General features: G+C 36.9%; 26 protein-coding genes and 1 pseudogene. 4 read left to right on the top strand and 23 right to left on the bottom strand.

Annotated elements, in window-relative coordinates:
- The 12 genes and pseudogenes from MLOOGBEN_RS18000 to MLOOGBEN_RS17945 form a co-directional block, all read right to left on the bottom strand.
- A pseudogene (locus MLOOGBEN_RS18000) lies at nt 1–251 on the bottom strand (hypothetical protein); the annotation flags it as partial.
- A gap of 448 nt (nt 252–699) precedes the next feature.
- Nucleotides 700–1,065: a hypothetical protein gene (locus MLOOGBEN_RS17995; RefSeq protein WP_179159651.1), complete on the bottom strand. Its 366-nt coding sequence runs from the start codon at nt 1,063–1,065 to the stop codon at nt 700–702.
- A gap of 99 nt (nt 1,066–1,164) precedes the next feature.
- Nucleotides 1,165–1,722 carry a DUF6155 family protein gene (locus tag MLOOGBEN_RS29330; RefSeq protein WP_368737799.1) on the bottom strand — a complete coding sequence of 186 codons (558 nt, stop codon included), beginning with the start codon at nt 1,720–1,722 and terminating at the stop codon, nt 1,165–1,167.
- Between the two features lie 196 nt (nt 1,723–1,918).
- Nucleotides 1,919–3,172: an MFS transporter gene (locus MLOOGBEN_RS17985; protein WP_179159650.1), complete on the bottom strand. Its 1,254-nt coding sequence runs from the start codon at nt 3,170–3,172 to the stop codon at nt 1,919–1,921.
- A gap of 24 nt (nt 3,173–3,196) precedes the next feature.
- Complete coding sequence (locus tag MLOOGBEN_RS17980; RefSeq protein ID WP_218781239.1) at nt 3,197–4,063, bottom strand: PhzF family phenazine biosynthesis protein; 867 nt, start codon at nt 4,061–4,063, stop codon at nt 3,197–3,199.
- A 42-nt stretch (nt 4,064–4,105) separates the two neighbouring features.
- Nucleotides 4,106–4,765 carry a DUF429 domain-containing protein gene (locus MLOOGBEN_RS17975; protein WP_179159648.1) on the bottom strand — a complete coding sequence of 220 codons (660 nt, stop codon included), beginning with the start codon at nt 4,763–4,765 and terminating at the stop codon, nt 4,106–4,108.
- 120 nt (nt 4,766–4,885) lie between these two features.
- Nucleotides 4,886–5,773: a hypothetical protein gene (locus tag MLOOGBEN_RS17970; RefSeq protein WP_179159647.1), complete on the bottom strand. Its 888-nt coding sequence runs from the start codon at nt 5,771–5,773 to the stop codon at nt 4,886–4,888.
- A gap of 191 nt (nt 5,774–5,964) precedes the next feature.
- Nucleotides 5,965–6,465, bottom strand: a complete 501-nt coding sequence (locus MLOOGBEN_RS17965) for a GNAT family N-acetyltransferase (protein ID WP_483296396.1) — start codon at nt 6,463–6,465, stop codon at nt 5,965–5,967.
- A 251-nt stretch (nt 6,466–6,716) separates the two neighbouring features.
- Nucleotides 6,717–6,959, bottom strand: a complete 243-nt coding sequence (locus tag MLOOGBEN_RS17960) for a hypothetical protein (protein ID WP_179159645.1) — start codon at nt 6,957–6,959, stop codon at nt 6,717–6,719.
- 171 nt (nt 6,960–7,130) lie between these two features.
- Nucleotides 7,131–7,280, bottom strand: a complete 150-nt coding sequence (locus tag MLOOGBEN_RS17955; RefSeq protein WP_179159644.1) for a hypothetical protein — start codon at nt 7,278–7,280, stop codon at nt 7,131–7,133.
- A gap of 154 nt (nt 7,281–7,434) precedes the next feature.
- On the bottom strand, nt 7,435–7,884 hold the full coding sequence (locus MLOOGBEN_RS17950; protein WP_179159643.1) for a GNAT family N-acetyltransferase: 450 nt from the start codon (nt 7,882–7,884) through the stop codon (nt 7,435–7,437).
- 49 nt (nt 7,885–7,933) lie between these two features.
- Nucleotides 7,934–8,341 (bottom strand): RidA family protein, encoded by a 408-nt coding sequence (locus MLOOGBEN_RS17945; RefSeq protein ID WP_179159642.1) that lies wholly within the window; start codon nt 8,339–8,341, stop codon nt 7,934–7,936.
- Nucleotides 8,342–8,501: 160 nt separating this feature from the next.
- Between MLOOGBEN_RS17945 and MLOOGBEN_RS17940 the strand changes: the two genes are divergently transcribed.
- Nucleotides 8,502–9,473 carry an NAD(P)-dependent alcohol dehydrogenase gene (locus MLOOGBEN_RS17940; protein WP_179159641.1) on the top strand — a complete coding sequence of 324 codons (972 nt, stop codon included), beginning with the start codon at nt 8,502–8,504 and terminating at the stop codon, nt 9,471–9,473.
- A gap of 266 nt (nt 9,474–9,739) precedes the next feature.
- On the opposite strand, the gene MLOOGBEN_RS17935 is transcribed toward MLOOGBEN_RS17940, so the two are convergent.
- Nucleotides 9,740–10,033, bottom strand: a complete 294-nt coding sequence (locus tag MLOOGBEN_RS17935) for an RNA polymerase alpha subunit C-terminal domain-containing protein (RefSeq protein WP_179159640.1) — start codon at nt 10,031–10,033, stop codon at nt 9,740–9,742.
- Nucleotides 10,034–10,182: 149 nt separating this feature from the next.
- Between MLOOGBEN_RS17935 and MLOOGBEN_RS17930 the strand changes: the two genes are divergently transcribed.
- Nucleotides 10,183–10,395: a hypothetical protein gene (locus tag MLOOGBEN_RS17930; RefSeq protein WP_179159639.1), complete on the top strand. Its 213-nt coding sequence runs from the start codon at nt 10,183–10,185 to the stop codon at nt 10,393–10,395.
- Between the two features lie 112 nt (nt 10,396–10,507).
- On the opposite strand, the gene MLOOGBEN_RS17925 is transcribed toward MLOOGBEN_RS17930, so the two are convergent.
- The 5 genes from MLOOGBEN_RS17925 to MLOOGBEN_RS17905 all read right to left on the bottom strand — a co-directional run bounded on the left by MLOOGBEN_RS17925 (nt 10,508) and on the right by MLOOGBEN_RS17905 (nt 16,255).
- The gene (locus MLOOGBEN_RS17925) at nt 10,508–11,089 is read right to left on the bottom strand and encodes a cupin domain-containing protein (protein ID WP_179159638.1); all 582 of its coding nucleotides are present in this window, start codon (nt 11,087–11,089) and stop codon (nt 10,508–10,510) included.
- 155 nt (nt 11,090–11,244) lie between these two features.
- Nucleotides 11,245–11,838: a copper resistance CopC family protein gene (locus tag MLOOGBEN_RS17920; protein ID WP_179159637.1), complete on the bottom strand. Its 594-nt coding sequence runs from the start codon at nt 11,836–11,838 to the stop codon at nt 11,245–11,247.
- Nucleotides 11,839–12,048: 210 nt separating this feature from the next.
- The gene (locus tag MLOOGBEN_RS17915; protein WP_179159636.1) at nt 12,049–13,146 is read right to left on the bottom strand and encodes an NAD(P)H-dependent flavin oxidoreductase; all 1,098 of its coding nucleotides are present in this window, start codon (nt 13,144–13,146) and stop codon (nt 12,049–12,051) included.
- A 477-nt stretch (nt 13,147–13,623) separates the two neighbouring features.
- Nucleotides 13,624–15,264 (bottom strand): flavin-containing monooxygenase, encoded by a 1,641-nt coding sequence (locus tag MLOOGBEN_RS17910; protein ID WP_256989155.1) that lies wholly within the window; start codon nt 15,262–15,264, stop codon nt 13,624–13,626.
- A gap of 46 nt (nt 15,265–15,310) precedes the next feature.
- A complete protein-coding gene (locus MLOOGBEN_RS17905) occupies nt 15,311–16,255 on the bottom strand; it encodes an alpha/beta hydrolase (protein WP_256989154.1) in 945 nt (314 codons plus the stop codon).
- Between the two features lie 166 nt (nt 16,256–16,421).
- On the opposite strand from MLOOGBEN_RS17905, the gene MLOOGBEN_RS17900 reads away from it, so the two are divergent.
- A complete protein-coding gene (locus MLOOGBEN_RS17900) occupies nt 16,422–17,096 on the top strand; it encodes a response regulator transcription factor (RefSeq protein WP_256989153.1) in 675 nt (224 codons plus the stop codon).
- 513 nt (nt 17,097–17,609) lie between these two features.
- Here the strand turns inward: MLOOGBEN_RS17900 and MLOOGBEN_RS17895 are convergent.
- The 4 genes from MLOOGBEN_RS17895 to MLOOGBEN_RS17885 all read right to left on the bottom strand — a co-directional run bounded on the left by MLOOGBEN_RS17895 (nt 17,610) and on the right by MLOOGBEN_RS17885 (nt 19,922).
- Nucleotides 17,610–18,026, bottom strand: a complete 417-nt coding sequence (locus tag MLOOGBEN_RS17895; protein WP_179159633.1) for a DUF1284 domain-containing protein — start codon at nt 18,024–18,026, stop codon at nt 17,610–17,612.
- A gap of 340 nt (nt 18,027–18,366) precedes the next feature.
- Entirely contained in the window at nt 18,367–18,504 is a 138-nt protein-coding gene (locus MLOOGBEN_RS17890; RefSeq protein ID WP_179159632.1) for a hypothetical protein, read from the bottom strand.
- 318 nt (nt 18,505–18,822) lie between these two features.
- Nucleotides 18,823–18,879 carry a hypothetical protein gene (locus tag MLOOGBEN_RS29740; protein ID WP_368737802.1) on the bottom strand — a complete coding sequence of 19 codons (57 nt, stop codon included), beginning with the start codon at nt 18,877–18,879 and terminating at the stop codon, nt 18,823–18,825.
- Between the two features lie 146 nt (nt 18,880–19,025).
- Entirely contained in the window at nt 19,026–19,922 is an 897-nt protein-coding gene (locus tag MLOOGBEN_RS17885) for a TIGR01777 family oxidoreductase (RefSeq protein WP_179159631.1), read from the bottom strand.
- A gap of 314 nt (nt 19,923–20,236) precedes the next feature.
- Here MLOOGBEN_RS17885 and MLOOGBEN_RS17880 point away from each other — a divergent pair, with 314 nt between their 5' ends.
- Nucleotides 20,237–20,473, top strand: a complete 237-nt coding sequence (locus MLOOGBEN_RS17880) for a hypothetical protein (protein ID WP_179159630.1) — start codon at nt 20,237–20,239, stop codon at nt 20,471–20,473.
- 80 nt (nt 20,474–20,553) lie between these two features.
- Here MLOOGBEN_RS17880 and ftsZ read toward each other — a convergent pair whose 3' ends face one another.
- Nucleotides 20,554–21,804, bottom strand: a complete 1,251-nt coding sequence (gene ftsZ, locus MLOOGBEN_RS17875; RefSeq protein ID WP_179159629.1) for a cell division protein FtsZ — start codon at nt 21,802–21,804, stop codon at nt 20,554–20,556.
- Nucleotides 21,805–22,086: the final 282 nt, after the last annotated feature.

Raw genomic sequence — 22,086 nt, 5'->3', positions numbered from 1 at the left:
CCTAACTTTGTTTGACCAGTCTTGAGTTCATTCACATCGTTGCCTAACTTTGTTTGACCAGTCTTGAGTTCATTCACATCGTTGCCTAACTTTGTTTGACCAGTCTTAAGTTCAATAACGTCGTTCCCAAGTTTTGTTTGACCAGTATTTAAGTATTTCATATCCTTTTCTATATCACCCAAACGTTTATGAATAGGCTCAAATTCTTCTTTCAAGACAGAACGAATAACATTTATTATCTCATTATTCATGTTAGTTCCCTCCAAGTTTATTTATTATATCACAAGGAAATGAGTTATAAAGAAGAGTGGATTGATGAAGTAATTTAATGATTTTCTATGAAGATAAGAAATTCAATTTGGAGCATCGCTGAAAGGACGTGGAAAAATGCTACACTATTTTTTTTACTTCGTCTGAAGCAGAATGATCATTCCTAAACGTTTTTGTGTTCGTTTCCGATTCCGAACAAGATCGAACAAAAGGGGATAATCGTTTCTTACTTTTCCATACATTCACCTACCTTTCTTGAATTCTTAGATGTTATTCGACAACAAAATCAATTCCCCTCTTTTTTTGTCGAAAAATTTGCAAATACCTAAATTCATGCTAATCCAAAAGTTTTGTTTCTAACAAAAAAACCCGCTCCCAATCAGGTGAACGAGGTCTAACATTATTATAAAAAACTAAATACAACCAAATCTAAAATGGTAGGTCTTCATCATTTATTGAGAAAGTACTATTATCTTTATATATCGCCCGGCTTGGCATTCCTTCAGAATCTTCCATTTCCTCTCTTGTGATTCCAAAAGGAACGCCATTTGAAGTATAACCTGCGATGAAGTAAAAGGCATCATCTTCATAATTCTCTTCTACTTCTCTTCGTTTTCTACTTTCTTTTTGTTTTGCAATTAATGATTGCTCGACCTGCTTTTTATACGACTGTTTAAATTTATAACCCAGCATTTCAAGCTCTGTAATCGCACATAATAGGTCTACACCAAACCAATTACTATAAGCTTTTGCAATATTTTTCCCATCATACTGCCCTGCCCATTTTTTTTGCATTTTGAAGCCGAGCATTCCGATTATATCGGTTCCGTCTCGTCATATTACTCAAATTTTCCTTGCCTTTTACCATACATTATCCCACTTTTTCAATAAAATTTATTCTTCATCCTCTTCATCCTCGTCATCAATAACCCATTCAATTGTATAATATGAATCCATTAAAGCATCCTGAAATCCCCAGCCTTCAGGCGCTGTGGATACAACGTTATCTAATCTAGAAGAAAATACATTATACAATTCTTCATCCCGGTCACATTCTTCAGCAACCTGATCAAACATTTTAAGCATACTAGTGTAAAAACCTTCAGAAATATCCCCAAACGAACTAGTAAATTCAACACCTTGTTCCACATAAAAAAGCATAAGATCAACCGTTCTTTTTTGATCATTCGTTGCTTTCTTAAAGGCAGTAATTTCTTTTTTGGCCTCTGCCAATCGAAGCTTTCCGTGTCCCCTATCTGGAAAAAATTCATTCTCTACTTTTTTTCGAGCCTGAGTAAAAAGATCCTCAATAGCTTCATCGCCTAAAAATTTACTAGACAAGAAGTTTTGAACATCCTTATTATTCTTAAACAATTCTACTACAATTTCAATTAATTCTTTCTGTTCATATTGTTTTAAATGTTTTTTTAGTTCTGTTACCTTGATTTTCACAATAAACCCCCACCTTACCACTCTTTGAATGAATCATCGAAAATATATGTCCAATTTTATTATACAAAATTTTTTTTATGGGGTTTAATGGGAATATGGACAACTATGAACAATTCAGGTTCAATCGTTCCTGATTGTTTTGCCATCATATTTTCCGCCCCTTCTACTAAAAAAGGCAACCCAATGGTTACCTCGTTTACATCACTTCATTTCTCTCTTTCAAATACCGATACAAAATAATACTAAAAACAGAGCACAATAACCCACAGACTCCAATGAAGATAAACCCTGCTTGAAATCCTCTCATTAAGCCCATTTCAGCTCCTAGTAAACTGGTAAACCATCTTTTAAAAAATTCAATCAGCGCACCTAAGAATAAATTACTGATGACTACTACAATGCCCATAATGGTTACCGTAACGGTAATCGCAGCATCAATCCCGTTAGGATATCTTTTTGCGAGAAGCGCCATTACAGTCGGATATACGGGTGCAATTCCAAAGCCAGCAGCACCATATAACCATACACCTGATGGTCCAAATAATGTGGCCAGAATGGTCGTAATTCCAGCAAGACCGGAAAAAACAATGATTGAGATCATAAATCCAATTTTATCGGTGATAAAACCTAGAATTAACCTTCCTACCATAAAACAAAGAAAAAAGATGGATAGCATGCCAGACGCCGCCGTTGAACTCCATTGAAATGATCTCTCTAGAAAGTTAACAAGCCAGCCAGCAATCGAAAGTTCTACGATTACTCCAAATGAAAGAATGATAATAATGAACCAAGCTACTCGATCCTTTAAAAACATCTTAATAGGCAGGCGTTCGTGGGTAGTTGTTTTATCAACTGGAAGTGTACTAAAAAATGCAGGGATCATAGGGATGATACACAAGGAGAGCATGAAAAAATACATTCCCTGCCAGCCTAGCTCTCGCCCCCCGAAAAATGTCATGCCCATCAAGCCCGCCGCCATCAATGGAGCAACCGTCGAACTAAGTCCATAAAAGAAATGAGATAGATTCATCATAAAACCAGTATTTTTTGTAAAAATTCTTGCCGACAAAATCGCCAACGCAATTTCTAACATCCCGTTACCTAAATACATAATGAAATAGGAAACGGAAAAAATGGCAAAATTACTAGAAAAATAAATAAAAACACCTGATATAGCCATAGTTCCAAAGGCTAGCAGACTCGTAAGCTTAATGCCGACTTTTGATGAAAAAGCACCAGTAAAGCTGCAAGCTATTAAAAAACCAATAGAATTGATGGCCAACAGAAAACCAACCTGCAGTTCATCGATTCCATAATCGATTTGCATTTGTGGTATTGCTGGTCCTTTGATATTCTCAGATAACCCAAAAACGAGGTATCCAAGAAAAATAACAATAAACGAAAGTGGTATGTATTTCTTTACCGGTTGTGTTTGTGGCAATGTTTGCATAGTATATATCCCTTCACTTGCTGATTAATACCACTTACCTTCCGAAACTACTATCACTTGCCCGCCGACTTGGATGAGATAGTGGTCATCGGTCTTTTTGGCATTTATCTTTAGTAACGATGGCCTGCCAATAAAAGCACCTTGTTCGACACGATAGTTTATTCCATTGGAATTAAAAAAGTTATGTTCCAATAAATAACCTGCTAAATTTCCATTAGCACTTCCTGTTGCTGGGTCTTCTAGATATCCAGGTATAGGCATAAATAATCTAACATTTATATCGTTTTCTGGGCTTGCAGTTTCAGTTGTAAAAACCAGTAAATTAACATCTACCATATCCTTCAATAAGTCTGCATAGGCTCGATGATAAATTTCACACCGACCTACAGCATCCAATGAATTCAAATGGACAATTACACTTGGTAATCCGGTTGATACAACTTGAATCGGAAAATCAGTATTGATATCTTCTCGATTAATTTGTAGTATAGCTGCCATTCTATCAATCTCGACATTAGCACCAAATATAGGTTGGTTTTGGGTCATCCAGGCGTATTGATCTTCAAAAACAACTGGTATTTGCCCAACAGGTAGATTAAGTTTAATTTCACTACTTTCTGAACGGTCTAATAAGTTCTTGATAACATAGGCTGTTCCGAGGGTTGGATGCCCTGCAAAAGGTAATTCAGAATCAGGAGAGAAAATCTTAACATCATAACCTCCATCATCCATTAATCCAGACATAATAAAGGTTGTTTCTGAAAAATTCACTTCTTTGGCAATTTTTTGCATTTTGGTTGGTTCCATTTTCCCCTCTGGAATAAAAACAGCCAGTTGATTTCCCTCATATTTGTTTTCGGCAAAAACATCAACAATATAATATTTCACCATCATGACTCCTTTCAGACTAGCTTAATTATGGAAAAAACAAGATCAACAGCAATAATCAAAAGGATGTAGCGGTGGATTTGCAGGAAGCAGCCATTTCGGTTTGAATAATGGATCCTGCCAATGCCAGGCACTTAAAGCAGCTGCACATGCATCGATAGTATGGCTTTCTTCCTCAATAGATTTAGGAAGCTGGGTTAATTGCTGCTCACCCAGCCAGTTTCTAATAAAACATCTCGATGACAAGTCTTGTTTATATTTCAAAACATAGTGAAAATCCTCTTGAGGAAGTCTTGATCCAATGGCGGCACCTGGGTGAACTTCGACAATGGAGATTGGATAGAAAGTCTTCATATTTTCAATTTCTCTTGTTAGTTTAATTCCTCTCAATGTAAGATAGACCATTCGATTGAGAGTGGGAGGCATGATGGAGCCAGATTTCATTCCCAGCGAAATAATAAACTGTCTCAGCAGCTTATCCCCTTGTCTGTCACCTCCTCCATCCTCATAGGACAAGGGAGCATCCATTCCGATAACGACTTCATCCAATTTACTTTGAATCTTAATTTCTTCCAAGATATCTAGGTCTCCCATATTACTCATTAATTTAATAAATTTAAGTTCGCTACCCTGTTTTTCAAATACTGCTAAAACAGTATCCTTGTGATTACTCGGACCAGACAAATCAATACCTATAATTCTCATGGAATATCGTCTCTTTCAATTTTGGTTTTCATAAAAAAAACTGCTATTCACTAATTCTAGCAAACAGCAGCTATTATTTCACCATCTTATGAATAAATCCAACGATTTTCAATCTAATACCTATATATTCATTTCAATATCTCGGTTTACTTTATAATTCATATTTCTAAAGATAATGATTGAACAAAGAATCGTCGTTATATTGATTAGAGGGATTATAAATATCGCAGGAATCACGTTAACTCCCACAAGAGCCATTCCAGTAATCTTACCTGTAAGAGTGGTCATTAATAGTGATAAAAAAACTAAATAAACTGGCCCTAATAAATACCCAATAGGAGCCCGTTTAATCAAACAGATGCCTGAAATAAACGAGATTGGCAGAAATAGTGCTAAATCAAATCCCTGAACAATTAGGGTTGTATAATGATCTAAATCGATGGGAATCACTTCTTTAAAAAGGGGTGGAAGAACAACCTGCAGCCACAAACTACCGATAACTACGGCATTAAAGATTAAAAATCCACCTAAAAACTTTACAGGAAGCCTTGGATGAAAATACTTACTAAGATTCTCAAAATATAGTGAAAATAGCGTTAAGATCATTGCAAAGAAACTTGCTGATAATAGCAGGACATATACTAAAAACAAGGGATTAAACATCGCCATTGCTAAATAAAAGAGGTAGGTCAGGAAGAAATAGAGCAGCGATCCTGAAAGCATTATTCTCCCCTTTAATGAACCTTTTCTTGCAAAATATAGTGCAGTCAAAAGAAATGGGATGGCAATGAACAATGTAACAACATCCTGTGCGATTCCTTGAATTGCTACATCCGCTGACATATCCTGATAAATACCTTTACCGAAAATCGTGACTGTTTCACCGCGTATCGAAATATGCTCATATTCGCCAGGACCGCTCTTTGAAAAGATTCCTGCAGTTGTAGCAATTATAGCTAAAATAGATATGCCATAAACTAGCAGACTGACAGCCTTTTTATACTTCATTTTGATTTCCACCCTTAGAATAATGTTTTTAGAACCAGAACAACTCCATTCACATTTATTATATATACATATTAAGGAAATTGAGGTATATATTATGGCGATATTTCTAAAAATTATGTTATTTAAATATATAAAAAAAAATCCCAGATAATAATATCCAGGGGGATTTTTCATAAGGATTACAATAAATATTAGTTTAAAATTTTATAATATAAAACGGTGGTATCCAGATCTCCTTTACCTGAAAGGGCAAAGTTAGGAATTTTTCCTGCCTGAATATATCCAAGTGATTGATAAAGGAAATTGGAAGGGTCCCCTTCCCTTGTATCCAGGACTAGTAAAGTCCTTCCTTCAATAATCGCTTTTTCTTCCGCTATCTTCATTAAGGAACGCGCTACTCCTTTACGTCTAGCATAGGGACCTGTCATCAATTTTGCTATCTCAGCTCGATGAAGACCATTCTGCTTTGTACATAAATGAAGTTGGATAGTTCCGACAATTTCATTATTTATTTTTGCGATAAATAAAATAGTATCTGGTTTTAATACAGTTTGCCAATATTTTCTCGCATCTGATAGCTTCATAGGCGGTAAAAAGCCTATTGATGCCCCGCCATCCACCACCTTTACTAAAAGTTCAGAGAGTGAATCTATATGGGTCTCAATGGATTTAAGTTCTTCAAATTTCAACATACTTAACACCTCCATCGGAAAAATTTGTAGAAATATTCAAAAGTAAGTAGATATGAAGATAATTTTCTATCCTATCCCTCTGTTATCATTTCATGCTTGTATACTCAAAAATTGTTAATATAATGATGATTATACGATGGAAAAAAGGTGATGCCAATGATTTCTAAAAATGAATCTCATCATCAGGCTATTTTAGAGCATTAAAAAAAGGCTGCGTGCCACAACCTTAAGTTTAAAATGATCGTATTTTTTTAAGCGTATTTTATGCCAGCAAGCTTGATATTGTTACTATCACTTGACCCGCAAGGTGTTACGGCATAGGTCATTTCACATTTTGGGCAATTCATAACAACTGTTTCTAACGTAAACGTTTCTCCACACTCACAGTTAATCTCATGCGCCACTGTTGGAGTAAGTTTATCTTTCCCTTTACTTTTTACATGATCAACGATGTCTTTTCCATCTCTAATATGTGAGGAACAACCACAGCTCATTTTTAACCCTCCAAGGATTTAATGTATATTACCTAGTGGATTAAGAATAGCATAGGAATACGTACTTCTATCACTTTAAAATCAAACAGATTATGAATTTTATTTATCTAAGTATATAAAAAAAGAAGACTTCTAAACTAGATGTCCTCTTTGGAAAGTTAGCTATTTCATTTAATGTATTCGAATCATTTCATAAATATCTTCATCATGATGAACTCTTGTATGCTTGGATTCAATCCGTTCAAATTCTTCTATTTCTTCATTATACATTGTCTCGCCAAACCACCAGTTTTTGAATTCAAGAAAAAGTTCTGTTAGCATCTTGATTCCTCCAGATATGGTTAATGGATTTCTTATACTCTTATTATACATGTGAATCACTTCACATAAAAGCGCTTCCATAATAGGCGGAATAGGAAAATAATAGTGAATAATTAGAAAATAGCGATAGTCCTAATGGCGAAATGATAGCGATTTAAGTGGATTTCCATTCATATAGAATATCTGCTAAATTTTCTTCATTTTCATGCCCTTTGCCAATTATTTTAAATCCATGTTTTTCATAGAATCGTTGTGCCATTTTATTCACTTCAAATGTATATAATGTTAATCTTCCATTTGAATTGCGTTTAGCTCTATCTAATAATGTTTCCCCTAATCCAATTCCTTGGTAATCATTATGAATATATAGCTGACTTATTTCAGTATGATTATAGGCAATCATACCAACTACTTTATGATCCATTAACGCTAAATCTATTTGAAAGTGTTTAGTCAATAGATGATTTAAAAAGTTTACATGATTTTCAAAGCTGTGAATTTCCTTTTGACCAATAGCCTTTTCTTTGCTCGCTCTCCACATTTGCACTGTTTGTTCTGCATACTTCGGATCAAACTGAGTAATGATGATTTTGTGTTTTTGCATAATACGATCCCCTCAATTTTGTTGGGAACGGATTCCGTTCCCCTTTTTATTATTTTTTATCTACTGCTGCAACTGCCTCAATTTCTACCAATTGATTTCTGTATCCCAATACCGTAACCCCAGATAAAGTACTTGGAACATCATGATCACCAAATTCTTTTCGAATCGTATGCCAGGTTGTCACTAAATCTGATTGATTTTGAGAAGCAACAAGAACTCTTGTATAGACAACGTCTTTCAATGTAGCGCCACATTCTTTCAATGCCTCTTTCAAATTTTCTACACAAAGGTTTGCTTGCATTTCATAATCACCTGATTCAGGTACGATTCCCTCTTTTGTAAGTGGACAGGCTCCAGCTAGAAATAGAATTTCCATTCCCTCAGGAATTCGACTAGCATACGCATAATCAACTTGGGCTAAATTGGTAGAATGAATGAGTGATATTTTTTTGGTCATTTTGACCTTCCTCCTTATATTCCAATTTCTATAGTGTAATTGTAACAAATTAACATGGATTATGTAGTGAAAGTCCTCCAACTGGAATATCTATTTAGCTAGGTGTTTAATTTTCAGAGATATTTTTTTAAAAGCTAATATTTTCAATGGAGGGGCATTTATGAAAGCGATAGTATATAAAAAATATGGTCCGCCAGATGTTCTTGAAGTATCAGAGGTTGAAAAACCTATTCCTAATGACAAGCAAGTATTAGTCAAAGTACATGCAGCATCCATGAATTTTGGAAACCTGGTTCTTTTAAAGGGAGAACCATTCTTGGCCCGTTTAGCTTTTGGTCTTCTAAAACCAAAATACTCTATTCCTGGTGGTGATATGGCTGGTACGGTAGAAGCAGTTGGCAAAGATGTTACTCAATTCCAACCTGGGGATGAAGTGTTCGCAGATTTGTCCGGCAGTGGATGGGGTGCTTTTGCTGAATATGTAGCAGTTTCTGAAATTGCTTTAGCCTTAAAACCAGCCAATTTGTCCTTTGAAGAAGCCGCTGCTGCTCCGATGGCAGGAGTCACTGCCTTACAGGGTCTGCGGGATAAAGGCAAGATTCAACAAGGACAAAAGGTTCTGATTAATGGTGCCTCTGGTGGTGTCGGAACTTTTGCCATACAGATTGCCAAAGCTTTTGGGGCAGAGGTTACGGGTGTCTGTAGTACTAGAAATGTAGATATTTTACAATCGCTTGGAGCAGATCACGTCATTGACTATACAACGGAAAAGTTTACCGAAAATAAGAATACCTATGACCTAATTCTTGGTGTTAACGGGCACCAACCACTTTCGGATTATAAGCGTGCCTTAAAACCTAATGGTATATTTGTTCACGTTGGAGGTTCCGGGTCTCAAATGTTTCAAGCTATGACAATGGGAGCTTGGATATCAAAGACCTCGAATAAAAAAATGGGGACCTTTTTACAAAGAGCTAATCAAAAGGATCTTATTTTTCTGAAAGAGCTGATGGAATCCGGTCAAGTAAAACCTGTCATTGATAGACGGTACACATTAATTGAGGTTCCCGAAGCATTCAGATACTTTGAACAAGGGCATGCTCAAGGAAAAGTGGTCATTACGGTGCGATAATAAGTTCCAAATTAGAAATATCCTCCAAAGCGTTCGCTCTGGGGGATACTCTGGATTGAGAAGTTTTTCTTAATGGTTATATTCTACCGAATCACCGTGTCGACTATTTTTAATATGATATTCCCCATTTTCCAACTTCATGGAAATACCTCGTACCTAAATAATTTAAACAATCTCCTATATCTTCTCTTTATTATATAAATATACTGCATTTGTAAAATCCAAAAAACCGCCTGTTTCGGCCGGCAATTTGATAAGACTCGGCATTAGTTTTTAAATGATAGTCCTTCTTTTTTTAATGCTTCCCTCAGTTTAGGTAAAGAAGCTGGTCCCATTCCATGAAATTTCAAAATTTCCTTTTCAGTATAGGTAGATAGGTCCTGCAAGGAAGTGATTCCATTGTTTTCCAATGCTCGTCTTGCTGGTGCTGAGAGTAATGACTGAAATCCACTTTTAGGTGTCCGGTCAGCCTCACAAGTCGGACAGGTTGGACAATCACTACTCTTATAATACTTGTGTCCTTTGTCGCAAACTCTTAAACTTTTTTCTGAAGTTGTCATTTTATAAAATTTCCTCCTCAGTTTTTAAGTAAGTACATCTTATACCATTTTCATAAAATTTTCCTATTGAAACGACTCTAAATATTCTTGTTGAATTCAAAGGAGAAAACGTCCTTTATGTCGAATTAATAGATAAAGGGGTTGGCCCAATGAATAAAGTTGATTTATTAAAAAATCTTCGCAATGCCAGTCAAAGTAATTTATTTTCAACCGAGATTCCGAAGTCCACTAAAGAAGATGAAAAAAGGATTGAGAAATGGGTTGGAGAGTTAGAAAGTGAAGGAAAGATTAAGTTAAGAGAATGTGTACAGCGGGAATACTCCGTTTATTTACATGGAATCATCAAATATGCATCCGAATAATCGGGTGTTTTTTTTGCATGCGAAACTAGTACAAATAAATGAGGCGTCAATTCATCTTGAATCAACGCCTCATTTATTTGAGTGAGGGATTATTTAGTTAAAAGCCTAATTGTTATTCATGATTTTCTTCAGCAGCCATTGCCTCTGCCTTCGTTCTATGAACAGTCCCAAATGGATGTTCAGGTGGAGCATAGATCGAATAAAGTTTCAGTGGTGTATTCCCTGTATTGGTTACATTGTGCCATTTGCCTGCAGGTACCATGATGGCAAAATCATCAGATACTCTTGCTTGAAAAGTTAAATTATCTTTTGAATCACCCATTTGAACGATTCCATGACCCTCTTCAATACGTAGGAATTGATCAACATCGGGGTGCATCTCTAATCCAATATCCTCCCCCATGTTGATACTCATCAAAGTAACCTGCAGATAACTCCCTGTCCATAAAACTGTTCGAAATGTACTGTTTTGTTTAGTAGCTTCCTCAATATTCACTACAAATGGTTGTTTCCCATAATCTTTCATTTCTATATTTCTCTGATTTATAGATTGCCAATACTGATATCGATTTGCATAGTCTAACTCATTCAGATAACCCCAATACAAATCTTGCCTTCCATAGTCATACATTGGCACGTTCACATAATAAGGATTTTGATATGGATATGGGTAGGTATAAGGAACATAGTACATCTTGCTCATTCCCTTCAAAATAATAATCTAGGTATTCTATTCACTTTTGTTACGAAATGTACGTATAGATTGAGTATCACAATAAAAAAGACAAGAAATATAAATTCCTTGTCTTTAAAGATATAAAATTTTTGTTAATCATAAACGATGTATATTTATGATTTACGCTTTTTCTTTCTGGTAAAAAATAAAAGTACAATTACAAAAATCACAATTAAGATAATAAAAACTGTAATTAACATGCTTGATGAGTCGTCATTTTGCTCGTCCGTTTTCTCAACTGTGTCTGATGCTGTATTTTGATCTTCACTATTTTGTCCTATTTGATCAATCTGACTGTCATCCTCTAGATTTGCTTCGCTCTCCTCGGGAGTAACAGGATTTTCCTCTACTTCATTTTGATCCATTTGAACAACAAAATTAATTTCACCTTTTATCGGATGGCCATCTTCCCCGACAATCGTCCATTGGATTATGTAAGAGCCATTCTCTAATGGTTTTGCAAGTGTTCCAGTCAATTGCATATTTTCAACTTTGATTTCTTCTAATGGAATTTTATTTCCGTCCTTAACCAAATCCATCGTGCTTAATTCCTCGATAGAAGTACCAAACGTAAGAATAATTTGTTCAAGGTTCTCTGTTACAACTTGTCCTTCTGATGGATTAGATGAAGATAAACTTGTGTGTGCACTTACTAATGAAGGTACAATCAGCAAGGTACAAAACAAGAATAAAATGATTTTTTTCAAGGTAAAGCTCCTTTCGTTCTTATACATGATGTTATTAATATAATCGATTTATGATTAATCTAGTAATTGAATCCTAGCATATTCATATTAACACGTTGAGTATGTGGTTTTAATGCCTATGAACAATTTCACAAAAGTTTCACAGATAGTCCTTGACTAGATAAAAAAGGGCGATTGTCCATTTAGAACAATCGCACGTCGTTAGAATCACTAATCAACTGTTATATTTGTAAGGTGTTTATTTATATTTGTTGCTTCAGATATAATATCTTTCATTAAAGCTTCCACGGTTTGATTTTTGGCTAATCTAGGACTTTGACCAGACCAGAGTGAAAGGAAATCTGGGTTATTTTGGGAAGAAGCAGCTTTTCGAATATGTTGGGTTAGAGTATTTTGAACAGGAAAATTGGGTAAAGACTCTTCATGATTCTTCAAGTCGGCAATAAATTTATTATTAATTCCTCTTGCCCATTTGCCTGAGAACGATCGTGTTAACACCGTTTGGTCTTCTTTTGCGTGAAGAATCGCTTCTTTATAAACTTTATGAGCGCCACTTTCTATGCAGGTTAAGAAAGCTGTACCCATTTGAACGCCCTTTGCTCCCAAGCATAGGGCGGCCATCAGCCCTCTCCCATCCATAATTCCTCCAGCACCAATCACAGGAATACTAACATGATCAACAACCTGTGGAATCAATGACATTAAACCTATTAAACTCGCTTGGTCTTCACCCCTAAAGTTCCCCCGATGGCCACCCGCTTCACTGCCTTGGACAACAACTATATCCATCCCTAACTTTTCAATTTCTAGCGCTTCCTCCACAGTGGTTGCTGTTCCCATTAGAATAATGTTATGGTGTTTTAACTCAGCAATCACTTCAATGGAAGGAACACCAAAAGTAAATGAACACACAGGGAGTTTTTCTTCAATGACAATTTTGATTTGTTCATTAAATGTTTCAAATAAATGATTAGATGTTGGAATTTCCATTCTATCATTTTGGTCTATATGTAATTGCTCACAAATGGGCTGTAAAAGTTTAGCTGCTGATTTAATTTCATTTTCAGTATAGGTAAATTCGTTAGGAACAAAAAGATTTATACCAAAGGGATTGGATGTTACCTGCTTTATTTCTCTGATCTGCTCACGGATTTGGCCCGCTGTCATGTAGCCGGCTCCAATCATTCCAAGGCCTCCGGAATTTGAAACCTCCGCCACTAATTTTGAAGATGTTACTCCTCCTGCCATAGGGGCTTGGATAATCGGAACCTCAATTTTTAAAAGCTTTGTCATTATATTTTTAATCATCCCTTACACCTCTAGTAATCTATTATTTTTTATTAAAGCATTCTTCACAAATGAATTTGGCTTCGTTTCTTAAGTAAGCTTTTATTTCGGTAAATCCTTTTCGCTTAGGATAGCGCATTTTACAATAAACCATTTCATCTTCCTTAATTTCTGTATCACAAACCAAGCATTTGGGCTTATCCCATAACACAGCAATTCACCTCAGTTAAACTTTTTATCTTTTCGTATTCTCTTAACCAAATCTCTCGTAAAGTGCATCAAATACAAACATAATATAAGTTTACTATATTGGTGAAAATAATGGTAAGGTTAACAGCTTTATACAATAAATATCAAAATGATTTTTATAAAGAGTAAAAAACGCTACGGAAGGATCATTAGTTGAAAAATAGTTTTAGGCGTGAATTCACTTAGGAATTCACGCCTGGTATTTTAATGAAGGATTGTACAAACTACAATCTCATTACGCCAATCTTTCTATTTAATACTACCTTGAATAGGAGCCGGAGCTTTTTCAAAATGGAAGCCTTCGTATCCATTGGCTGCGATTTCAGCACATTTCTCACGGTATGCTCCGACACCACCTAAGTAGATTAAAAATCTACGCGTCTTTCCAGGGATGTTGGCACCTGTGTACCAGGAATCTGCCTTTGAGAAGAGCGTTGCATTCGCGACCTCTCCGCAATGCTTACTCCAGGCTTCCTCGGCTTCAGCGTTTGCTTCAATTGTTTCCATATTATTTTCACACATATATTCAATACAATCGGAGATCCACTCTACATGCTGCTCTATGGAAACCGGCATGTTACTCAAAACGGAAGGACTTTCTGGTCCGGTAATCATGAAGAAATTAGGGAATCCGGCATTCGCAACACCTAGGTAGGTTCTTGTATTTTCTCCCCCATTCCATTTTTCCTTCAACGATACTCCGTCTTTACCACGGATATCCATTTTTAACAATGGACCTGTCATGCCATCAAAACCGGTAGCAAAAACAAGGACATCAACCTCATACTCGCCTTCAGTCGTACGCAGCCCTTTTTCTGTAATTTCTTCAATTGGATTCTTCTTAACATCTACTAAAGAAACATTGTCTCGATTATAGGTTTCATAGTAATCGGTGTCGATGATTGGACGCTTTGTTCCGTAGTAATACGAAGGCATCAGCTTATCAGCAACATCAGGCTTTTGAACAATCGCGCGAATTTTTGAACGGATGAATTCGGAAGCCGTTTTGTTTGCCTCCTCATTGACGGTAATGTCATAGTATGAGGTGAAAATTCCTTGGCCGCCAATTCGCCATGCTTCCTCATATTTCTCCAGACGTTCTTCAGGTGTTACCTCAAGCGCGGATTTCGCCGGTATGTCACCAGGCGCTCCTCCAGTAGACTCGCGCATTTGCCGCTTGATTTCTTGGAAATTTTCTTTTGCTTGACGTATATATTCAGGATCATACGGATGATTTCTCGCTGGAGCACTATACTGCGGTGTCCGTTGGAAAACAGTTAAATGGGCAGCCTCTTTTGCGATAGCAGGAATCGCCTGAACGCCGCTCGAACCAGTTCCAATAATACCAACTGTTTTGCCCGTGAAATCAACTTTTGTATGTGGCCAATGTCCAGTGTGATAATAGTCTCCTTTGAAGTTTTCTAAGCCATTAAATTTAGGAAGATTCGAAGCAGAAAGACAACCTACTCCAGTAATAAAGTACTTCGCAGTAACAGTGCTTCCATCATTTAGAGTAATCTGCCAAATCTTATTCTCTTCGTCATATTGTGCTGCATGAACGCGAGTATTAAACTGAATATCAGGTCTCAACTCAAACTTATCAGCGACAAAGTTAAGATATTTTAAGATTTCGGGCTGCTCTGGATATCGAGAGGACCATGTCCACTCGCGGTATAGCTCTTCGGAAAAAGTATAATTATAGTAGATACTCTCAGAATCACAGCGTGCTCCTGGATAACGGTTCCAATACCAGGTGCCGCCAACACCATCTGCTGCTTCATAAACACGAGTCGATAATCCTAATTCACGTAAACGATAAAGCATATACATTCCTGAAAAGCCTGCACCAATTACTACCGCATCAAAATTAGTCTCTTTTGCAGATGTCAAAAGCATTCCCTCCTAAATTAAGGTTCAGATTTTTCTTCTATGAAAATTAGACTCTACTTACCTCTTGGTCAACTTTACTCAAAAATGCAGCAAATTTATCGATTGCACCTTTGATATCATCAGGGAAAACAGCCATATTTGTGAAGAATCCATGGATTAAGCCTTCCTCGCGTGAAGTCTCAACGGTAACTCCAGCTTCCTTAAGACGCTCGGCATAGGCTTCCCCTTCATCTCTTAATACGTCAAACTCTGCTGTTAGTACATAAGCAGGCGGAAGATTACGCAAATCCTCTTCAAGAATCGGTGCAACAAGAACATTTTTTGCATCCTCTTCGTTTCGGATATAATAATTTCCAAACCAAATCATTAGGTCTCTATCTAAACCAAATCCTTCTTTAAAGTCCTGATAGGATTGAGAATCATAGCTTAGTGCGGTTACTGGATAAATTAGCACCTGGCCAGCAATAGCAGGTCCATTTTTATCTCTTGATTTCAAGGTCATAGCAGCAGCAAGATTCCCTCCAGCACTATCACCACCTACAACAATGTTGGAAGCGTTTCCATTTAAGGACGCAGCATTTTCACTTACCCATTGCAGAGCTGAGTACGAATCCTCAACAGGAACAGGAAACTTATGTTCCGGTGCAAGGCGATAATCTACTGAAACCACAATTCTCCCAGTTTTGTTCGCAAGCATTCTGCAGCTAGCATCCGATATAGCAATATCACCAATTACCCATCCTCCGCCATGGTAATAAACAAAGATCGGGAATGGACCTTGACCTTCCGGGGTATAGATTCGGACATTTATTTCTGCACCATCAACTGGGACAAGTCTGTCTTCAATCTTCGAAAGTGGTGCAAGCTCTACCTCTACTGGGGGTGCCATAGCAAACATATCTCTGACTGTTTGTGGTTCTAATGAAGCAATCGGCGGCATTTGCTTAAACGCTTCTAAATACATAAGTGACTGTGGTTTTAAATTTGCCATTGGTCATCTTCCTTTCCTTGTAAAAAGATTTAAATCCTTTTTAGGGATTAGCACCTATTAGTACTATCTAAATGTTACAATCTTTTGTATAATTTGAATATTCCTAATTTTATAGGTGTCCAATCCCCCAAAAGGAGATGATAGTTTGCCATCGCAGCATACCTTGATGGAAAAGATTGTACAACTTGAAGAAGCAGCATGTCATGAAGAAAAACTGTATAAGATTCTTGAAGTCTACATGTCTCTCTACCCTGTACGAAATGCTTATCTATTTCGCTATTCTCCATTAGGTTATCTTGGGGAAGGAGTTTTAATGTTAAATTCAACCGGCATCGTCTATATTAACGAAATTCGCGATAATGTTCGTACTTTGCCTATCATCCATACTGCGATTTTAGAGAGGAAAGCAAAATATTGTTCTGGAATTGAATTTTTAAAACAAACAAGCAGTAAGTATATTCTTACGTCGAATATAAACTCTATGGCTGTTGTCCCGATTAGTTTCAGTTCAATCGTCATTGGCTATATTTGTACGACGGAATTTTCCGAGGATGCATTACTAGACGAACAAACCCTCTCCTCACTCACTGACTATGGGAGAATGGTTGGAAAGTATATGGAGCAGTCCGAAGAATTAAAAGAATCACCAAACCTAAGCAAAAGAGAATTAGAGGTAATGAGGAAGATTTCGTGGGGAGAAAGCATGAAGGAAATGGCAGCCACGATGGATATTAGTGAACTAACCGTAAAGCAATATGTAAAATCTGCGATCAAAAAACTGGGTGCTCAAAACCGTTCCCATGCGGTGGGTGTACTTTTAAGAAAAGGGATTATTTCTTAGGGTGGAAGCGCTTACTTAATAGAATCATTTTTATATTGAAAAGTTAAACCTCTACGACTACAAAAAATTTTGTGTTCGTAGAGGTTTAACTATTAACTCAAGGCTCTTTTCGTAAACTTTGTTGCTTTCTGTACAAATTACTCTAAATTAATCGCTACTTCGGACAAGTTTGATGAACTTAAGAGTCATGGTGTCCGAACCTGTGGCAACTTCAGACAAGCTTGATGAATCTAAGAGTCATGGTGTCCGAACCAGGGCGACTTAAGCAAAAAACGTTATTAACCAATAATAAAAAAAACAATCTTTGCGAAACCACCTAACTAAAAAAATACAGTGAAATCAACATTCAGTTTTAACAGAGACAATAGCAATAGGTAATACATTGAAGTAATCTTCATCTTTTCCACTGCTCTACACCCAAAGTGCGATTTTCACCGCATTAGGCGTTCCATCTTATTCTTTTAGACTAAAGCAATTAAAATACAAACTGGGGCTTAAGTCAACGGGAAGGGCTTATTTCACTTCCCTCAAGCTCTTCCCAGAATGAATCTCTTGGATACCTTCCTCACAAACTCCATATGACCGCCAGGAACAAGTTTCACAAACAATTTGAATATCAGCGGGAACGACAAAATTTCGAATACCTGACTCAATGTCCTCCCATTTCAAAATTTGTCCGATCTTAAGGCCCATTCTCTCTAAAATGGCCGCATCTCTTTCATAGATACTAGCATCTTGGCAGTGGTATTTACCTGAGTTGGGGTATTTTTCGCACAACTGATCAGGTCCTTTTACTAGTTTAATTAACGTCTTGGGATTGTTTCTTAAAGTTTGATGCAAATGCGTCATATTGATGACATATTCTTCAGAATATCCCATTCCCCTATAACCAAGTAGGCAAAACAGATGGTGACCTCGCAGCTTAAACATAACTTCCACCCCTTCTTTTTCCTCATAATCTACTCTTTAATAAATGAGATATTGTTATAACTTGATACTTTTGATTTTTTACTACTTCCTCCTCGGTTTCCTGAAATTGAAGCCGAATATGTACTCAAATTTGTACAGTGTTTTGTACCTGTTTATGTAATAAAAGAAATGGTTCATTTTTCTATACTGAGCCATTTCTTTTATTGAATTCTATTAGCTTGTTCAATTACCGATGCCCACGACGCCTCCATCGAAGCTTGTGCTCCGGTTTCTCAGGCTCCTGACTATCCTGTACAAGCTGGCATTAAAACTTTTTTTCTTAAGGTTTTAATGTAGTCTCCTATTTCATTTTAACAGGAGTAACCACCGCAAAAGAATTTTCAGATGGATCAGTTACGTTAATTTCAATAACCTTATATCCATTTCCTCCAACATTACTCTCGATTTTAGTAGATTGTTTAACTACATCGTTATTCATATGTTTTTCTTCCTTCCAATAAAAAATTCTCACAGAAGTTACTATATGTTGTAAGTTCAAAAATGTGCATGAATTTTTTATTAATTGAATGATAAATTTAGAAAGAGGCGCATTCTGCAGGTTCTCAGTTCATCAAAAATATTCATTTATGTTTCTTTTTTCCTATATTTCGTTATAATATAAATATAAGTACGAACATAAAATAAAAAGACCGACATGCTGCTACATGTCAGGTCCTGCAATAGACGGTACCCGCAAAAGGGTCGACTGTTAATGAGATTAAATAATCCACCTGAGCCTCCAAAACTCAAGGGTGGATTATTTTTTTTGACCAAACGTCAGGATGGCTACGATTAAACTAGCAAAACCAATCATAATCATGAACGTTTCGAAAATCGTCAAACAGCAACACCCCCTTTCCGATGGGAGCTTGCCAACCGCCTTTGAGACAACCTTAGCTATTGCCATTTAAGTATAGCATAAAACACATTAAATAAGAACATACATTCGTAACTTACTTTTTAAAGTAAATCCTCTAAGGCCAAGCGGAGTGTTGGGAACTTGAATTCAAACCCGTTCTCTTGTAAAACTTGAGGGATAACATGCTGTCCTTCCAGAACAAGGGCACTTTTTTGCCCCAGCACCATTTTCATAGCGAATGAAGGTACGGGAAGCCAGTGTGGTCGTTGTAAAACAGAACCAATACTTTTACCAAATTCGTTCATTCGAAGTGGATTTGGAGCTGTTACATTGACTGGTCCACTTAATTGGTCACTAGTTATTGCAAAGAGAATCGTGCGTACTACATCTGTAACATGCACCCAAGATACCCATTGTTCACCTGTACCCACTTTTCCGCCGACAAATAATCGATACGGCATCGCCATAAGTGGCAGTGCACCTTCCTCTTTCCCAAGCACAACACCAAATCTCATAAAAACGGCACGAATGGAATCTCTCTCTACTTGCTGAGCTTTGTTTTCCCAGTCCTGTACGGTCCTCCCTAAAAAATCAGTTGCCGTTTCCAATGAATTTTCAGTGTAGGCAGCATTTTTTGAGGATGGATAAATCCCAATCGCACTGGCATTTACCAGGACAGAAGGCTTTTCTTGAAGTAAGGAAATGATTCTAAGTAACTCATCTGTTGCAGTCATCCTACTTTCATAGATTTGTTTTTGATGGCTTTTACTCCATCTTCCGTCGTTAATGGACACACCAGCCAAGTTAATAAACGCATCTGCATGCCTTATTTCTTTTTCAGGTAAAACCCCTTCATCCAGCCACCTTACAAATTCAATCTTTCCGGAAGATTTTCTTTCCTTCCTAGTTAATATTACAACACTATGCCCTTCAGCTAGCAGCAATTGTGTTAACGTCTGACCAATGAAACCAGATCCTCCAGCTACGACAATTTTCATTTTTCCCCTCCATAATAACTCTCTTCTATTTAGAAAATTATACCATTACTACCTATATATTTTCAGAATTTCCAAAAATAATCGCATGTATAAAAACCTCGAATTGTCCATGTATCTGGTTATTTATACTTCTGGAAAAAAACACCACACCTTTCGTGAAATGTTTCACAAAATATTCACAGACTCTCACTAATTTTGATGATATTATTCCTCTTGTAAACAACATAGCGATGTTGCAAATATATTTAATTACCTTTTCATAAACGAATTATTCTAGTAAATAATTACTCTGTTAAAAATTGGAGGATAAAGCAATGTTTGATACTTATATGATTCACAAATATTTTAAAGGTACTTTTATCGGAAAAACCTACTACCAAGGAGCTACAAAGAAGTCATTGGAAAACTTCATGGCTAGAGGATATCGAGATGGTGAGTTACGCTCTTGGAAAACCGTTCATTTTGATGAGGCTAGAGTGTATAAGGTTATTGACGGTCAAGAAGAATTTGTAGAGACAGTTACAAAATTTAAAAGCCTGCCAATGGCGTAATTTTATCAGTAATAAAACGGTATAGAAAAACGCTTGGAAAATCCAAGCGTTTTTTTAAGTGCAAATTCAATTTGGTTCAATCATCGAAAAGAACGTAAGCGCTTTTTTCGATTACGTAAGAATGTTGGAATATCACTAGAATCATCTTGTTCTTCTGATTGCTGCTTATAAGGCTGTTCCTCTACTACATAGTTGATAGGTTCAGGTTGATAAGGTTCATAGTCTTGATCTCTTTGATAAGGTTCATATTCTTGTTCTCCTTGATGAGGTTCATAATGCTGTTCTCTTTGATGATAATCATAGTGTTGTTCTCTTTGATAGGTAATCGACTTTTCTTCCACTGGTATCTGGGCAGGTTTATGTAAATCGGTATTCTCTTGCTCCGTGAATCCAGTAGCAATTACGGTTACAATAATTTCATCTGTTAGGTTTTCGTTAATCACGGAACCAAAGATCATATTTAATTCTTCGTTAGAAGCGGATGCCACGATTTCGGCTGCTTCTTGAACTTCAAAAAGACTTAGATTGTTGCCGCCTGTTATGTTCATTATGACACCATGAGCCCCATTGATAGATGTCTCCAGTAATGGACTGTTTAGGGCTTTCTCTGCTGCTTCGGCCGCACGATTACTGCCATTCGCAATACCAATACCCATTAAGGCCGTTCCTTTATGGGACATGACCGTTTTTACATCTGCAAAATCGAGGTTGATTAAACCAGGAACTGCAATTAAATCGGAAATCCCTTGTACACCCTGACGCAGGACATTATCCGCTTCACGAAAGGCATCAATCATCGGTGTTTTTTTATCTACAATTTCCAATAATCGATCGTTGGGAATGATAATTAAGGTGTCCACCGCTTCCCTCATGGCACTTATTCCACTTTCAGCGTTTTTTGCACGCTTGAAGCCTTCGAACTTGAAAGGACGTGTTACCACCCCGATTGTCAGTGCGCCCATCTTTCGTGCAATTCTAGCGATGGCCGGTGCTGCACCTGTTCCAGTACCGCCGCCCATTCCAGCTGTAACAAAAACCATGTCTGCCCCAGCTAAGACTTCTTCGATTTGATTTTTGCTTTCCTCGACCGCTTTTCTACCTATTTCCGGATTTGCCCCTGCTCCTAAACCCCTGGTCAAAGAGGAACCGATTTGCATCTTGATCGCTGCACTTGATTGTTTAATGGCTTGTGAATCAGTGTTGACAGCAATAAATTCAACCCCGCCAACCCCATCCTCGATCATGCGGTTGACAGCGTTATTGCCTCCTCCACCAACACCTATAACTTTAATATTGGCTAAATGGTCTATATTTGTGTCAAATTCTAACATTCTCTTTCCTCCCTGTTATCAAAATACTACTAACCTTCGTCTAATATTGGTTTAGTAGATTAGGAGGTTAGATACCCGTACCCCCAAAAAAATTAGTAGAAAAATGATATAGTGTTTAGTCTACGGAACATTAATTTCATTGTCTAGTTAAGTGTTACCTATTATTTAAGGCTAAAAAATGGGAAAAAGCACACTCCTCAACATTGATAAAAGCAGTCATAATTTTCCTTTTCGGGGGAGTTTGGTCCTGTTTATATTCAAACTATTTCTATTATTAAGGAA

This window comes from Bacillus sp. EB106-08-02-XG196, assembly GCF_013396335.1.
In the GTDB taxonomy this organism is placed as follows: Bacteria; Bacillota; Bacilli; order Bacillales; family Cytobacillaceae; genus Neobacillus.
This window is presented reverse-complemented; position numbering and strand designations above follow the sequence as displayed.

Bases quoted from the DNA above. Each gene is read 5' to 3' on its own strand.
- MLOOGBEN_RS17995 (WP_179159651.1), bottom strand. From the start codon at position 1,065: ATGCAAAAAAAATGGGCAGGGCAGTATGATGGGAAAAATATTGCAAAA.
- MLOOGBEN_RS17985 (WP_179159650.1), bottom strand. From the start codon at position 3,172: ATGCAAACATTGCCACAAACACAACCGGTAAAGAAATACATACCACTT.
- MLOOGBEN_RS17980 (WP_218781239.1), bottom strand. From the start codon at position 4,063: ATGGTGAAATATTATATTGTTGATGTTTTTGCCGAAAACAAATATGAG.
- MLOOGBEN_RS17975 (WP_179159648.1), bottom strand. From the start codon at position 4,765: ATGAGAATTATAGGTATTGATTTGTCTGGTCCGAGTAATCACAAGGAT.
- MLOOGBEN_RS17970 (WP_179159647.1), bottom strand. From the start codon at position 5,773: ATGAAGTATAAAAAGGCTGTCAGTCTGCTAGTTTATGGCATATCTATT.
- MLOOGBEN_RS17965 (WP_483296396.1), bottom strand. From the start codon at position 6,465: ATGTTGAAATTTGAAGAACTTAAATCCATTGAGACCCATATAGATTCA.
- MLOOGBEN_RS17960 (WP_179159645.1), bottom strand. From the start codon at position 6,959: ATGAGCTGTGGTTGTTCCTCACATATTAGAGATGGAAAAGACATCGTT.
- MLOOGBEN_RS17955 (WP_179159644.1), bottom strand. From the start codon at position 7,280: ATGCTAACAGAACTTTTTCTTGAATTCAAAAACTGGTGGTTTGGCGAG.
- MLOOGBEN_RS17950 (WP_179159643.1), bottom strand. From the start codon at position 7,884: ATGCAAAAACACAAAATCATCATTACTCAGTTTGATCCGAAGTATGCA.
- MLOOGBEN_RS17945 (WP_179159642.1), bottom strand. From the start codon at position 8,341: ATGACCAAAAAAATATCACTCATTCATTCTACCAATTTAGCCCAAGTT.
- MLOOGBEN_RS17940 (WP_179159641.1), top strand. From the start codon at position 8,502: ATGAAAGCGATAGTATATAAAAAATATGGTCCGCCAGATGTTCTTGAA.
- MLOOGBEN_RS17935 (WP_179159640.1), bottom strand. From the start codon at position 10,033: ATGACAACTTCAGAAAAAAGTTTAAGAGTTTGCGACAAAGGACACAAG.
- MLOOGBEN_RS17930 (WP_179159639.1), top strand. From the start codon at position 10,183: ATGAATAAAGTTGATTTATTAAAAAATCTTCGCAATGCCAGTCAAAGT.
- MLOOGBEN_RS17925 (WP_179159638.1), bottom strand. From the start codon at position 11,089: ATGTACTATGTTCCTTATACCTACCCATATCCATATCAAAATCCTTAT.
- MLOOGBEN_RS17915 (WP_179159636.1), bottom strand. From the start codon at position 13,146: ATGATTAAAAATATAATGACAAAGCTTTTAAAAATTGAGGTTCCGATT.
- MLOOGBEN_RS17905 (WP_256989154.1), bottom strand. From the start codon at position 16,255: ATGGCAAATTTAAAACCACAGTCACTTATGTATTTAGAAGCGTTTAAG.
- MLOOGBEN_RS17900 (WP_256989153.1), top strand. From the start codon at position 16,422: ATGGAAAAGATTGTACAACTTGAAGAAGCAGCATGTCATGAAGAAAAA.
- MLOOGBEN_RS17895 (WP_179159633.1), bottom strand. From the start codon at position 18,026: ATGTTTAAGCTGCGAGGTCACCATCTGTTTTGCCTACTTGGTTATAGG.
- MLOOGBEN_RS17890 (WP_179159632.1), bottom strand. From the start codon at position 18,504: ATGAATAACGATGTAGTTAAACAATCTACTAAAATCGAGAGTAATGTT.
- MLOOGBEN_RS17885 (WP_179159631.1), bottom strand. From the start codon at position 19,922: ATGAAAATTGTCGTAGCTGGAGGATCTGGTTTCATTGGTCAGACGTTA.
- MLOOGBEN_RS17880 (WP_179159630.1), top strand. From the start codon at position 20,237: ATGTTTGATACTTATATGATTCACAAATATTTTAAAGGTACTTTTATC.
- ftsZ (WP_179159629.1), bottom strand. From the start codon at position 21,804: ATGTTAGAATTTGACACAAATATAGACCATTTAGCCAATATTAAAGTT.